General features: G+C 74.9%; 9 protein-coding genes. 4 read left to right on the forward strand and 5 right to left on the reverse strand.

Annotated features, from left to right (window positions below; genetic code table 11):
- Positions 1-322 precede the first annotated feature (322 nt).
- Positions 323-1,711, forward strand: coding sequence for a nucleobase:cation symporter-2 family protein (locus tag ACFY15_RS13525; protein ID WP_390689354.1), 1,389 nt, complete (start codon positions 323-325; stop codon positions 1,709-1,711).
- A 218-nt stretch (positions 1,712-1,929) separates the two neighbouring features.
- On the opposite strand, the gene ACFY15_RS13530 is transcribed toward ACFY15_RS13525, so the two are convergent.
- Positions 1,930-2,997, reverse strand: coding sequence for an Lrp/AsnC family transcriptional regulator (locus ACFY15_RS13530; RefSeq protein WP_390689355.1), 1,068 nt, complete (start codon positions 2,995-2,997; stop codon positions 1,930-1,932).
- A 165-nt stretch (positions 2,998-3,162) separates the two neighbouring features.
- Between ACFY15_RS13530 and ACFY15_RS13535 the strand changes: the two genes are divergently transcribed.
- Positions 3,163-5,109 carry an ATP-binding protein gene (locus ACFY15_RS13535; RefSeq protein ID WP_390689356.1) on the forward strand — a complete coding sequence of 649 codons (1,947 nt, stop codon included), beginning with the start codon at positions 3,163-3,165 and terminating at the stop codon, positions 5,107-5,109.
- Positions 5,110-5,403: 294 nt separating this feature from the next.
- A complete protein-coding gene (locus ACFY15_RS13540) occupies positions 5,404-6,471 on the forward strand; it encodes a saccharopine dehydrogenase (protein WP_390689357.1) in 1,068 nt (355 codons plus the stop codon).
- A 298-nt stretch (positions 6,472-6,769) separates the two neighbouring features.
- Here the strand turns inward: ACFY15_RS13540 and ACFY15_RS13545 are convergent, their stop codons facing one another.
- From ACFY15_RS13545 to ACFY15_RS13560, 4 genes are all read right to left on the reverse strand, one after another.
- A complete protein-coding gene (locus ACFY15_RS13545) occupies positions 6,770-7,420 on the reverse strand; it encodes a 1,4-alpha-glucan branching protein (protein WP_390689358.1) in 651 nt (216 codons plus the stop codon).
- Positions 7,421-7,515: 95 nt separating this feature from the next.
- Positions 7,516-8,709, reverse strand: coding sequence for a GDSL-type esterase/lipase family protein (locus tag ACFY15_RS13550; protein ID WP_390825535.1), 1,194 nt, complete (start codon positions 8,707-8,709; stop codon positions 7,516-7,518).
- 370 nt (positions 8,710-9,079) lie between these two features.
- Positions 9,080-10,699: a malate synthase A gene (gene aceB, locus ACFY15_RS13555; RefSeq protein WP_390689360.1), complete on the reverse strand. Its 1,620-nt coding sequence runs from the start codon at positions 10,697-10,699 to the stop codon at positions 9,080-9,082.
- 271 nt (positions 10,700-10,970) lie between these two features.
- Positions 10,971-11,615 (reverse strand): NTP transferase domain-containing protein, encoded by a 645-nt coding sequence (locus ACFY15_RS13560; protein ID WP_390825536.1) that lies wholly within the window; start codon positions 11,613-11,615, stop codon positions 10,971-10,973.
- 249 nt (positions 11,616-11,864) lie between these two features.
- On the opposite strand from ACFY15_RS13560, the gene ACFY15_RS13565 reads away from it, so the two are divergent.
- Positions 11,865-13,352, forward strand: coding sequence for a PLP-dependent aminotransferase family protein (locus tag ACFY15_RS13565; protein ID WP_390689363.1), 1,488 nt, complete (start codon positions 11,865-11,867; stop codon positions 13,350-13,352).
- Positions 13,353-13,362 lie beyond the last annotated feature (10 nt).

Here is a 13,362-nt window from a genome sequence, read left to right on the forward strand (position 1 = left end):
CCGCCGCGGGCCCGAGCGGGGTCCGCGGCAGCCGTTCCCGGGAAGCGCCCGAGGAGAGATCCGACGGCGCCCCCGGGGGCGGTGACGCGTGACACCCCTTTCCGGCACGGCGCGCCATCCGCGCCCCCCGCCACGGCACCCCCAGCCCTGACCGGGCTGGATCCACCACGTGGAAACGGTTTTTGGGCGAATCGATTCCGCACCCCTTGGGACGAGAAGCAGCTCCACCTACAACTGCACACAGGCTCGACCAGCACCGTTTTCGCACCACCTCCCTGACACCCACGTCCCTGCCGACGTGTTTAACCGACCGGAGGAAGCCGTGGCCGATGCGCCCAGGTTCCGCAAAGACGCAGTCGCAGTACCGGAGGAGAAGCACCCGGTCGACGAGACCCTGCCTCCGCTCAGAATGTTCACCAGCGGCCTCCAGCACGTGGCCGCCATGTACGCGGGCGTCGTGGCCCCGCCCATGATCGTCGGCCCCGCCGTGGGCCTCTCGGCGACCGAGACGACCTTCCTGATGGGCGCCTCCCTCTTCACCGCAGGGCTCGCCACCCTCCTCCAGACCCTCGGGTTCTGGAAGATCGGCGCCAAACTCCCCTTCGTCAACGGCGTCTCCTTCGCCGGAGTCACCCCGATGATCGCCATCGGCAAGAGCCAGGGGCACGACGCCATCCCCGTCATCTTCGGCGCGATCATCGTTGCCGGACTGGTCGGCTTCCTCGCCGCCCCCTACTTCGGCCGGCTCGTCCGGTTCTTCCCGCCCGTGGTCACCGGCACGGTCATCACCCTGATCGGCGTCTCGCTGCTCCCCGTGGCCTTCAACTGGTCCCAGGGCGGCAACCGCACGGCCGCCGACTACGGCTCCATGAAGAACATCGGCATGGCGGCCCTCACCCTGGTGATCGTCCTGGTGATGCGCAAGTTCCTGCGCGGGTTCCTCCAGCAGATCTCCATCCTCCTCGGCCTGGTCGCGGGCACCCTCGTCGCGATACCCCTGGGCATGGCGAACTTCGACGCCGTCCGCAACGCGGACCTCGTCGGCTTCCCGGCCCCCTTCCACTTCGGCGCCCCTCAGTTCCAGGTCGCGGCGATCGTCTCGATGTGCATCGTGATGCTGGTCTGCATGACCGAGTCCACCGCCGACATCCTGGCCCTCGGCCGGATCGTGGGCCGTCCGGCGGACGCGAGGACCATCGAGGGCGGCCTGCGCGCCGACACCCTCGGCAGCGCGCTCAGCCCCCTGTTCAACGGGTTCATGTGCAGTGCCTTCGCACAGAACATCGGGCTCGTCGCGATGACCAGGGTCCGCAGCCGCTTCGTCGTCGCCGCGGGCGGCGGCATCCTGGTCCTGCTGGGCCTGTGTCCGGTGGCCGCCTCCGTCATCGGGGTCGTCCCGCTGCCCGTCCTCGGCGGCGCCGGCATCGTGCTCTTCGGCTCGGTGGCGGCCAGCGGCATCCAGACGCTGGCGGGTGCGGCCATGGAGAAGGGCGAGAACGCCCTCATCGTCGCCGCCTCGGTCGGCATCGGCCTGATCCCGATCGCCGCGCCGGACTTCTACCATGCCTTCCCGAAGGACCTCCTCGTCGTCCTCGACTCCGGCATCAGCACCGGCTGTGTGGTCGCGATCCTGCTCAACCTGGCCTTCAACCACCTCGGTGCCGGGAAGACCGCGGCCGATCCCGCCCCCGAACCGGCCTTCGCGCACTGAAGGGCCCGCGGACCCCGGGGCCCGCGCGCACCCGCCCCCGGACGGGCGCGCGGCTGTAACGTACGCCACCCACTGCGGGTGTGGCGTACCCGCCGCGCACGCCCGTCCGGGGGCGCCGTCGCGTGTGCGTCCAGGGCCGCCGTCGCCGTGCTCCCACCGCCCTCCGGGCCGGGCCCGGTCCCGCGCCCCGGGTCCGGTCCACCTCTCCGCGCCCCGGATCAGGCCCGGTCCGCCGCCCCCGGCGCCGGGTCCGCCCAGATGTCCGGCCGGACGGTCCGTACCCGCCGCCCCGTCTGGTCCAGCTCCTGCGCCCCCGACTTGCGCACGTGCAGCGCCACCGCCGTGTCGGTGATGCGCAGCCCCGGCAGCCGGCGGGACAGGTCGGCGCTGTAGCGGGCCAGCCCCTCCACGGTCCGCAGCCGGGCACTGATCATGAAGTTCCAGGTGCCGCTCACCGACATGCAGGTCCGCGTCTCGCGCAGCCCCGCGGCCACCGCCGCGCAGTCGGCGACCTCGTGCTCGCGCACCTCCGCCCACAGGGTCGCCGACACCGGCCAGCCGGACAGCCCCGACGCCATCGCACAGCTGTAGCGCAGGCTCTGCCCAGCCTCCAGCCGGCTCAGCCGGCGCCGGACGGTCGACTCGCTCATCCCCGACTCCCGGGCCAGCGAGGCCACGCTGCGCCGCCCGTCCGCCGCCAGCGCCATCATCAGCGGCCGGTCCTCCCCGGACACCGGGGCCACCGGCGGCGCCGCCGCTCCCGGCGTCCCCGGCGCCCGCCGCGTACGCCCCGTCAGCAGGGCGGCCTGGGCCGGGGACAGATGGTCCATGCGCCAGCGGTCGGGGGCCGAGTGGACCACCGTGACCATCGAGGAGCGGGTGCCGGTCACCCCCGGGATCCGCTGCACCCGGAAGGACAGGTAGCGGAACAGCAGGTGCAGGTCCGGCAGGGCCACGAAGGCCAGCAGGTCGCGGCCGCCGGTGGTGTGCTCGACCCCCATCGTGTGCGCGTCGCCCGCCAGGGCCGCGCCCACCGCCGGGGAGGTGCCCGCCGCGCACATCACCTCCACCCACGCCATGCAGGGCGCCTGGGTCCCCGTGCGCAGCCCCAGCCCCGAGACCCAGGCCTCCCCGGCGGACGTCATCCGCTCCCAGCGGCGCGCCAGGGTCTCCGGGCGGGCCCCGAGCACCGGGGCCAGCCGCTCCCAGCTGGCGCGGGGCGCGAGCTGGAGGGCGTGAACGAGTGCCCGGTCGGTGTCGTCAATGGAGGAAATGGCCGAGTTCATACTTACCCCTGGCGGTTTTCCCGGCACCGGACCGGTTGACCAGACTTTCGACTGATCATCTCTCTTCGTGCGCCGAACCGCCGCATCGGAACGGTGCTGGACGGCACGGATGGACGCAGCCCCAGGACAGCAGCGGGAGGACGTATGGGAGAGCCCGGCTCGAGCGTGCGTCAAGCGGTGCCCGTCGAGCTCTCCAGCCTCGTCGGGCGGGCCGCCGAAGTGGCCCGGACCCGGGCCCTGCTGGCCACGGAGCGCCTGGTCACGCTGACGGGCCCGGCCGGGGTGGGCAAGACCCGGATCGCCGTGCGCGCCGTCCGCGAGCTCTGCGGCGGCCGTGGCGCCGACGTCGTGTGGGCGGACCTGTCGCGGGTGCCGTCCGAGCGTGGGGGCGGGGCGGCCGGGGAGCTGGGCGCGGGGCTGGCCGGGCGCGAGGCGCTGCTGGTCCTGGACGGCTGCGAGTACCTCGGCGGCCGGGCCGGGGAGCTCGCGGGGGAACTCCTCGCGCGCTGGCCGGGGGTACGGATTCTGGCCACTTCGCAGCAGGTCCTCGGGGTGGCCGGGGAAGCCCTGCTCGCCGTCGGCCCGCTGGCGCTCCCCGCCGCACCGCAGGACCCCGCCGCACCCTGCGCGGTGGCCGACGTCGCCCGCTCCACCGCCGTACGGCTCTACGTGGAGCGGGCGCGCGGCGCCGACTCCCGCTTCGAGCTCACCGGGCACAACGCCGGGGCGGTGGCCGCCCTGTGCCGGGCGCTGGACGGGATTCCGGGGGCGCTGGAGCTCGCGGCCGCGCTGACCCGCCGCCACGAGCCCGCCGAGGCGCTGCGCCGGCTGACGGCCGACCCGCTGGAGTTCCTCGCCGGCGGTGCGGGCCGGGCCGGCGGCGCCGACGCGCTGAGCCTGTGCCGTCTGGCCCCGCCCGGGGAGAGGCTGTTGTGGGAGCGGCTGTCGGTCTTCGCGGGCTCCTTCGACGAGGCCGCCGTCGCCGAGGTGTGCGGGTTCGGCGCGCTCGGCCCGGATGACGCCGTCCGGACCCTGCGGCGGCTGGCCCCCGCCCTGCTGGCGGAGCCCGGGCACGCCGGCCGCTACCGGCTGCCGCTGACCGTACGGGCCTACGCGGCCCGGCGGCTGGCCGGCGACCCGCACGGCGACGGGGCCACCGCGGTCCGCCGCCACCACGAGCGCTGCCGCATCACCGCCGAACGTGCCGCGCAGCTGTGGCGGTCGGGGGCGCAGCTGGAGGCCCGTGCCCTGGCCCTGCGGGAGCTGCCGGAGCTGCGGCTGGCGTTGGACCCGCACGCGCCGGCCGGCCCGGCCGCCGCGCTGGAGGTCGCCGTGTCGCTGTGGTTCCTCTGGTCGGCCTGCGGGCTGGCGGAGGAGGGGCGCGGGCACCTGGAGCGGGCCCTGGCGCTCCACCCGGCGCCCCGCCCGGCCCGGGCGCTGTGGCTGGCGGCCTGGCTGGTCGCGAGCTTCGGCCAGGCGCGGGCGGCCGATCCGCTGATGGTGGAGGCCTGGACCACGGCCGTGCAGGAGGGGGAGGACGCCGTCCTGGCCTACCTCGCGCACGTCCGGGGCACCGTCGCCCTGTGGCGGGACCGGCCGGCCGAGGCCGTCGGCGAGTACCGCGAAGCCCTCGAAATGCTCCCGGAGGAACCCGAGTTCGGTCCCGGACGGCAGGTGCTGGAAGCCGCGCTGGAGGTGGCCCTCGCGCGCGCCGACCCGGCCGCGCACCTCTTCGCCGCGGGCGCGCCCGACGGCCCCGACCTGTGGGCCCGCTCCTGGACCGGCTACGCGCAGGCCGTCCTCCAGCGCCGCGACGGCCGCCCCGCGCTGGCCCGCACCTGGCTGCTGCGCTCGCTGAAGACCCAGTTCGCCCTGGGCGACCGGCTCGGCCAGGCCCTCTCGGTGGAGCTGCTGGCCCAGCTGGAGGCGGACCTGGGCCGCTACGAGCTGTCCGCCCGGCTGCTCGGCGCGGTCTCCGGGTACCGCCCGGCGTCCGCCTGCGCCCCGCGGGCGGAACGGGTCCTGCGGCTGAAGCTGACCCCCGAGGCCCTGCGGACGGCCTACGAGGAGGGCACCCGGACCCCTCTGCGGGAACTCCTGCCGGAGCTGTGAGCCCGGCCCGGCCCGGGACGCCGGCCGAGCCGGGCGTGCCGGGCCGGGGGACCCCTTCGCGGGGCCGGACGGGACCGGGCCGTGTCGCCCGGGGAGGCCCCGCCGGGAGGCCGCGCCGGATCCGCCCGGGGGCCGGGGGCGGCCGGGCCTGGGGCCGGGGAGGGCCGGCGGGGCACGGGGTGCCAGGGGGCCCGGAGTTGCCGCCCCGATCCGGCGTACGGCGTAAAGGACGCGGAAAGACATCGCTTGAGCGCTGGCTCGCCCCACCCCTCTGACCGGACAGGTGGTACAGCGATGGCCGAAACCCCGCAGCTGTGGATGCGCAGCGAGACCCGACCCACCGAACGGCGCGCGCCGCTGACACCCGACGACGCCGGGCTCCTCGTCCGCCGGGGCGTGCGGATCACCGTGGAGGACTCCGGCCACCGCGTCTTCCCGCTCGACGCGTACGCCGCCGCCGGCTGCCGCACCGCGCCCGCCGGATCCTGGGCGCAGGCCGCCCCCGGGCCGGCGTACGTCCTCGGCCTCAAGGAGCTCCCGCAGGCGCCCGAGGCCCTGCACCACCGGCACGTCTACTTCGGGCACGCCTACAAGGGCCAGCCCCAGGCCCCCGGGCTGCTGCGGCGGTTCGCCGCGGGCGGCGGGACCCTGCTCGACCTGGAGTACCTGGCCGACGCGCAGGGCCGCCGGCTGGCCGCCTTCGGCTACTGGGCCGGCTACGCGGGCGCCGCCCTGGCCGCCCTGCACGCACGGGGACGGCTGGCCGCCCCCCTGGTCCCGACACCCCGCCCGGAGCTGGACGCCCGCCTGCGGGACGCGCCGGCCGACGGGTTACGGGCCCTGGTGATCGGCGCGGGCGGCCGCAGCGGGCGCGGCGCCTGCGACGCCCTCACCACCGCCGGGATCGCGGTCACCCGCTGGGGTCGGGAGGCGACCCGCCGACCGGACCGGGCCGCACTGCTGGACCACGACATCCTGGTCAACGCGGTGCTCACCACCCGGCCCGTGCCGCCCTTCCTGACCCCGGCCGATCTGGAGGGCCGGGCCGGCCGGCTGTCGGTGATCGCCGACATCACCTGTGACACCGGATCGGAACTGCACCTGCTGCCGGTCTACGACCGCCTCACCGACTGGACGGTCCCGGCCCGGAGGCTGCGCGGCGGCTCCCGGCCGGTCGACGTGATAGCCATCGACAACCTGCCCTCGCTGCTCCCGGCGGAGGCTGCCCGAGCCTTCTCCGCGGACCTGCTGCCCAAGCTCGTCGACCTGCACTCCCCGGCCCCGGACCCGGACTGGCTGCGCTGCCGGGCGGCCTTCACCTCGGCGATGGAGGCGCTCACCGGCCCGGACCGGGCGGCGTAGGGCGCGGGCCCCAGGCGAGCTCCTCGCGGGCCCCAGCGTCTCCCCGAGGGCCCCAGGCGGGCTCCTCGCGGGCCCTGGGCGGGGTCCCCGAGGGCCCCGAGCGGGCTCCTCGCGGGCCCCGAGCGGGCTCTTCGCGGGCCCCGGGCCGCTCCCCGCGGGCCCCGAGCGGCTCCCCGCGGGCCCGGATCAGCCCCGCGCAGGACGGCGAGGGGCGGGCTCCTCGCGGGCCCTGGGCGGGGTCCCCGAGGGCCCCGAGCGGGCTCCCCGCGGGCCCCGAGTGGCTCCCCGCGGGCCCGGATCAGCCCTCGCGCAGGACGGCGAGGGGCCCGCGCGGTCGCGTGCCGTCCGGCAGCTCCCAGCCGGCGGTGACGCGGCCGAGGGCGCCGGGGTCGGTCCGGCCGGCCTCCAGGACGCGGACCAGCTCCAGGGCGAGGCGGCGCCCGCCGGCCTCCACCGCGAGGCGGGTGCCCTCCGGCCCGTCCTCGACGGCCACCGCGGCCGCCCCGGCCGGAAGGGCGCCCCCGGCGGCCTCGGGGACGACGGTCGGGTCGGGGGCGCCGGTCACGCTCTGGTGCTGCGGCTCGGCGGCGCCCCTCAGCAGGGCGAGCAGCCGCTCGGTGAGCACCGGGTCGTGGGCCCCGTCGTAGATCCAGCGGGTGCCGAGCACCCCGTGCTCGGAGGTGCCGACGAGTCCCTCCTCGGCGCCTTCGAGCGGTGCCCCGCGGTAGGTCAGGGGGACGAGGTAGGTGACGGGCTCCGCGTCCGAGACGTCGGTGACCACCATGAACTCGATGCCCACCTCGCCCTCGGGGTCGTCGAGACGGAACCCGCCGGATCCCGCCAGCTCGGGCGCGGCGGACACGCCGGCGTACCAGGGCCGGGTGGGGAGCCAGCCGGTGAGCAGCTCGCGCTTGCCGGGCTTCATGGTGGTGCGGTGGATGACGGCCATGTCCGGTCAACTTCCTTCGGCGGTAAGGGTTTCCCCGAGGGGGCGGGCGGTCCTGGTCTGATCATGACAGCCCGCCCCCTCGGTTCCCGACCGCTTTACGGAGCGGACGTCAGGTACATCCCGCTCTGGTCGCCCCCGGCGGTGTTCTTGCAGCTGGAGGCCGAGTCCGCGGGCTGGGCCACGGCCAGGGCCAGGCAGCGCCCGACGGCCAGCTGGCCGAAGTAGTTCGGGTGCATGGACTCCTGGATGATGCCCTGGGTCTCGTTGTTGTCGATCCAGCGGGCCCACTCGCTGGTCTTCGCCGACGCGGGGACCGTCGAGGTGACCTGCTTGCTGGCCTTGGCGCAGACCTCGCGCCCCTGCATCATGTCGCGCAGGTCCAGGAACTGGGTGCCCTTGGCCGCCGCGACCTGCTTGAGGCGGTTCGCCAGCTGCGGCACCAGGGAGTCCCGGGCCCAGTCCGAGTCGCGGTTCCAGAACGGGCAGCCGCCGCTGTTGAGCCGGCTCCAGTCGCTCTGGGTGTACCGGTTCTCGGCGCCCCGGGGGATCGGCGAGGGGTAGGACTGGAGCACGATGCGGTACGAGGAGTCCGTGTACCCGGCCTGGCGCATCACGGCCCGGATCTCGTCGACGGACTTGCCGACGTTCGCCATCACCCCGTCGATCTTCGCGTCGACGCCCGCCTGCTGGTCGTCGTAGCAGTACGAGTTCCAGAGCACGAAGTCGAGCGCGCACTCCTTGATGATGTCGGCGAAGCCCAGGTCGTTGCCGCCGACGGACAGCGCGATGACCTTCACGTCACGGCTCGCGGCCACGGCCGCCAGCTGGTCGGCCTGCGGGGCCTCGCCCTTGTAGGACACGCCCCCGTTGGAGGCGCGGAAGACGTTCTCCGACGTCGCCCCGGAGCAGGCCAGGTTCACGGCCGTCTCGGCGACGGCGCCCGCGCTCAGCACCTCGGCCGAGTCCGAGCGGTCGCAGCCGCCCGCCGTGGTGCCGTAGACCTTGGCGGGGTCGTAGGTGCTGCCGCTGACCCACGCCCGGTCAGTGCCGTTCCTGCTCCCGCTGTTGGTCAGGCTGTTGCCCTTCCAGCGTCCTGCCTCGCCGGAGATGTAGCTGTCGCCCATCGAGACGACGGCGGTGGGGCCCGTCCCGGGCCCGGCCGCCGCCGGCCCGGCTCCGCCGACGAGCAGCGCGCCGGCGGCGAGCGGCACGACCATCCCGGCTCCGGCCAGTCGTCGCACACGGCCTCGGGCGGCCCGGTCCTTGCCGGCCTTGCGGAATCCGATCACTGCGGAACTCCTGCGGTCGGCCACGCCGAAGTTGCCGACAACTTCGGTGCGTGGCTTGGAAAGTGGGGGTACCGCCGGCGCCGGTGGCATCGGAAAGGTGGCACGGGCCCACTTGTTACCGCTAGGTACAGTCGGATTACGATGACGTAACGCCCGACCGGTCGGTCGGGCGCCGGGAGGCTCTCCGGGGCCGGTCCGGGCGCGGCCCCGCCGTCCGGCGGGGCTCGCGGGGCTTCGCAGGTGCGTATACGGATCGGGGCCCTCGGTGAACGGCCGCGCGTCCGGGAACGCCCCGGCCCCCGCTGCCCGGAGGGGCGGCGGGGGCCGGGGTGGGTTTCGGCTGCTGTGCGATTCAGCCGAAGAAGGGGTGTCAGCCGACCAGCTGGTCGTATGCGGGGAGGGTCAGGAAGTCCGCGTAGTCGGCGTCCAGGGAGACCTTGAGGAAGAGGTCGTGCGCCTGCTGCCACTTCCCGGCCGCGAAGGCCTCCTCGCCGGCCTCGGCGCGGATCGCGGCGAGTTCCTCGGCGGCGAAGGTGCGGGTCAGTTCGGCGGTGGCGCGCTCGCCGTTCTCGAAGACGACTCCGGCGTTGATCCACTGCCAGATCTGGGAGCGCGAGATCTCGGCGGTGGCGGCGTCCTCCATGAGGCCGAAGATGCCGACGGCGCCCAGGCCGCGCAGCCAGGCCTCGATGTAGCGGATGCCGACCTGGACGGCGTTGCGCAGGCCCTCGTAGGTGGGCCGGGCGTCCAGGGAGTCGATCGCGATCAGGTCGCCGGGGGCGACGGCGACGTCCTCGCGGAGGCGGTCCTTCTGGTGGGGCTTCTCGCCCAGGACGGCGTCGAAGGAGGCCATCGCGATCGGGACCAGGTCGGGGTGGGCGACCCAGGAGCCGTCGAAGCCGTCGGCCGCCTCGCGGTCCTTGTCGGCGCGGACCTTCTCGAACGCGATCCGGTTGGCCTCGGCGTCCTTGCGGGAGGGGATGAAGGCCGCCATGCCGCCGATGGCGTGCGCGCCGCGCTTGTGGCAGGTGCGGACGAGCAGTTCGGTGTAGGCGCGCATGAAGGGCGCCGTCATGGTCACCGCGTTGCGGTCCGGCAGGACGAACTTCTCGCCGCCGTCGCGGAAGTTCTTGACGATGGAGAACAGGTAGTCCCAGCGGCCCGCGTTGAGGCCCGCCGCGTGGTCCTTGAGCTCGAAGAGGATCTCCTCCATCTCGTAGGCCGCGGTGATGGTCTCGATCAGGACGGTCGCGCGGACGGTGCCCTGCGGGATGCCGACGTAGTCCTGGGCGAAGACGAAGATGTCGTTCCAGAGGCGGGCCTCCAGGTGCGACTCCGTCTTCGGGAGGTAGAAGTAGGGGCCCTTGCCGAGGTCGATCAGGCGCCGGGCGTTGTGGAAGAAGTAGAGGCCGAAGTCCACGAGGGAGCCGGAGGTGGGGCTGCCCTCGAAGCGGAGGTGGCGCTCGTCCAGGTGCCAGCCGCGCGGGCGCATGACCACCGTGGCGAGCTCCTCGGCGGGCCTGAGGGCGTAGGCCTTGCCGGTGCGCTCGTCCGTGAAGTCGATGCGGCGCTCGTAGGCGTCGATGAGGTTGAGCTGGCCGAGGACCACGTTCTCCCAGGTGGGAGCCGAGGCGTCCTCGAAGTCGGCGAGCCAGACCTTGGCGCCCGAGTTCAGGGCGTTGATGGTCATCTTGCGGTCCGTCGGACCGGTGATCTCCACACGGCGGTCGTTCAGGGCGGCCGGGGCCGGCGCGACCTTCCAGTCGCCCTCGCGGACCTGTGCGGTGTCCGGGAGGAAGTCGAGCGTGGAGGTGCGCGCGATCTCGGCGCGCCGCTCGCCGCGTCGGGCGAGGAGCTCGGCGCGGCGGGGGGCGAACCGCCGGTGGAGCTCGGCCACGAAGGCGAGGGCCGCATCGGTGAGGACTTCGTCCTGCCGGGGCAGGGGCTCGGCGTCGACGATGGCCAGCGGGGACGGCGCTGGTGCGGACATATCTGTCACTCCTTCAGCGGCGGTGCCTGGCGGCCGCGGGGAATGCTCGCGCGAGACGGCACGCAGTGCCGTCGGGTGTGGAGAGTTCCGGATAACGGTCGCGGGCGCCGTCTGGGGTTCGGGCGCTTCTGACCAGTGGATAGTAATTTCCTCATGGTGGAAGTTCAATGGTTTGTTGATGTCGAGATTCTCTGAGTCGACAGATCCCGTTCGCCCATGGCCCTCAGTGCCATCGCGGTCACAGCCCGCCGGGACGGTGCCCCGGCCCGGCTCAGGCGAGACGCTCCAGGTCGGACGGGGTGTCGATGTCGAAGGCGGCCGCGACGTCCCCGCACTCCACCAGCATGACCTCGTCGGCGTGGTTCCTCAGGTGGACCCGCGCGCCCTGGTCCCCGGTCGCCGTAGCCGCGATGTCCGCCCAGTGGTCCGCCCCGAACAGCACCGGGTGCCCGCGCTCGCCGTCGTAGGCGGCCGCCGCCAGGCCGGCCGGGGACCGGTAGGCCGCACGCACCCGGGCCACGGCCTCCGGACCGATCCCCGGCTGGTCCACCAGGGAGACCAGGGCCGCCCGGGCCCCCGTGCCGGCCAGCGAGGCCAGGCCCACCCGCAGGGAGGAGCCCATCCCCTCGGCCCAGTCCGGGTTGTCGACGACCACGCACCCCGCCAGGTCGGCGCGCTCGCGGACCTCCCCCGCTGAGGCGCCCAGCACCACGTGCACCGGCCCGCAGCCGGCCTCGCGCAGCACGCGGACGGCGTTCTCCACGAGCGGGCGGCCGCGGTAGGGGAGCAGGGCCTTGGGGCGCCCGCCGAGCCGGCGGCCGCCGCCGGCGGCCAGGAGCAGGCCCGCGATCACCGGCGGCCCTTCGGTGGTCACCGGGCAAGCGGACGGGGTGCGGGGGTGTTCGGCTGCTGGCATGCCAGCGATTGTCGCGCCTTCCGCCGTACGGGTGACCGCCGCGCCGGCAGGCGCCGTGCGGAGGCCGGCGCGGCGCCGATCCGCAGGGGCTCGGAGATCCGCTGCTCGGCGACGGCCGGCAGGGTCCGTTCGTCACGGTCGGTGAGAGCGTCGTACGGCATCGCGGATTCTCCTTGCCAAGGGCGGGCCAATACCGCGAGTCTGGACCCGGATTGGCCTGGACGTCAGAGCCAATCAGGGGAGGTTGGCATGGTGAACGGGCGAGTGGTCCATGCGGCGGACAGGACAGTCGGCAGTCGGCAGCTCGCCGCGATGCTCCCGGCCGAGGTACTGGCTCGCCCCGGCTACCGCTCCCTCGCCGACGCCCTGCGCACCCTGGTCCTCGACGGCCGGGTCGCTCTGCACGTCCGGCTGCCCGCCGAGCGCGAGCTCGCCGAGGCCGTCGGAGCCAGCCGAGCCACCGTCACCGCCGCCTATGACCTGCTCCGCGAGAGCGGCTACGTCCGCAGCCGGCGCGGCTCCGGCACCTGGACCGAGCTCCCCGAGGGACACGGCCCGGTCGGCGCCCACCTCCTGGTCGGCGGCGTCGCCGGCCGGGCCGGCGGGGAACCCGGCATCGACCTCGCCATCGCCGCCATGGGCGCCCCCGCCGACAGCCTCACGGAAGCCCTCGCCTGGGCGGCGCCCCGCCTGCCCGCACTCGCCCGCAGCCCCGGCTACCACCCCTTCGGCCTGCCCGACCTGCGCGCGGCCGTCGCCGACCGCTTCACCCGGCGCGGGCTGCCCACCCGCCCCGAGCAGATCCTGGTCACGGCCGGCGCCCAGCAGGCCTTCGCCCTGGTCGTCAGCCTGCTCTGCCGGCCCGGCGACCGGGTCGTCACCGAGAGCCCCACCTACGCCAACGCCCTCGACGCCCTGCGCCACGCCCGGCTGCGCACCGGCTCCATCCCCGTCTCCGACTCGGGCTGGGACATGGAGACAGCCGAGGCCGTGCTCCACCAGACCGTCCCCCGGCTGGCCTACACCATCCCCGACTTCCACAACCCGACCGGTGCCCTGATGCCCGAGGAGCACCGGCTGCGGCTGCTGGCGGCGACCCGGGCCACCGGGACCTGGCTGGTGGTCGACGAGACCATCGCCGGCATCGCCCTGGACGTCCCCGCCCCCGCGCCGCTGGCCTCGCTGGCCCCGCGCTCCGCGGCCGACCACGTGATCACCATCGGCTCGCTCAGCAAGACCCACTGGGGCGGCCTGCGGGTGGGCTGGATCCGGGCCACCGCGAAGCTGGTCAACGAGCTGACGGCGGTACGCGTGTCCGCCGACATGACCGGCTCCGTCCTCGACCAGGTGGTGGCCCTGCCGCTGCTGGAGGGCCTGGACCGGTCCCTGCCCCGGCGCCTGGCCGAGCTGCGGATCCAGCGCGCGGCCCTGGTGGGCTCCCTGGAGCGGCACACCCCTGAGTGGTCCTGGCGGCTGCCCCCCGGGGGCCTCTCGCTCTGGGTGGACCTCGGCGAGCCGGTCAGCTCCGCCCTGGCCGAGCGGGCGGCCGCCGCCGGGGTGCACATCGGCCGGGGCGCCCGCTTCGGCGTCGACCCGGGGACCTTCGAACACCGCCTGCGTATCCCGTACACCCTGCCCCCCGACCGCCTCGACGAGGGCGTGCGCCTCCTCGCGGCCGCCTTCCACGACGGCGTGCCGCTCGCCCCGGGGGTGGACCGGCCCTACTGGGTCGCATGAGCCGCAGCCG

Origin of the sequence: Streptomyces sp. NPDC001373 (genome assembly GCF_042895815.1) — a bacterium.
In the GTDB taxonomy this organism is placed as follows: domain Bacteria; phylum Actinomycetota; class Actinomycetes; order Streptomycetales; family Streptomycetaceae; genus Streptomyces.

Coding starts and splice junctions, on each gene's coding strand:
- ACFY15_RS13530 (WP_390689355.1), bottom strand. CDS start 2,997: ATGAACTCGGCCATTTCCTCCATTGACGACACCGACCGGGCACTCGTT.
- ACFY15_RS13545 (WP_390689358.1), bottom strand. CDS start 7,420: ATGGCCGTCATCCACCGCACCACCATGAAGCCCGGCAAGCGCGAGCTG.
- ACFY15_RS13565 (WP_390689363.1), top strand. CDS start 11,865: ATGGTGAACGGGCGAGTGGTCCATGCGGCGGACAGGACAGTCGGCAGT.
- aceB (WP_390689360.1), bottom strand. CDS start 10,699: ATGTCCGCACCAGCGCCGTCCCCGCTGGCCATCGTCGACGCCGAGCCC.
- ACFY15_RS13540 (WP_390689357.1), top strand. CDS start 5,404: ATGGCCGAAACCCCGCAGCTGTGGATGCGCAGCGAGACCCGACCCACC.
- ACFY15_RS13560 (WP_390825536.1), bottom strand. CDS start 11,615: ATGCCAGCAGCCGAACACCCCCGCACCCCGTCCGCTTGCCCGGTGACC.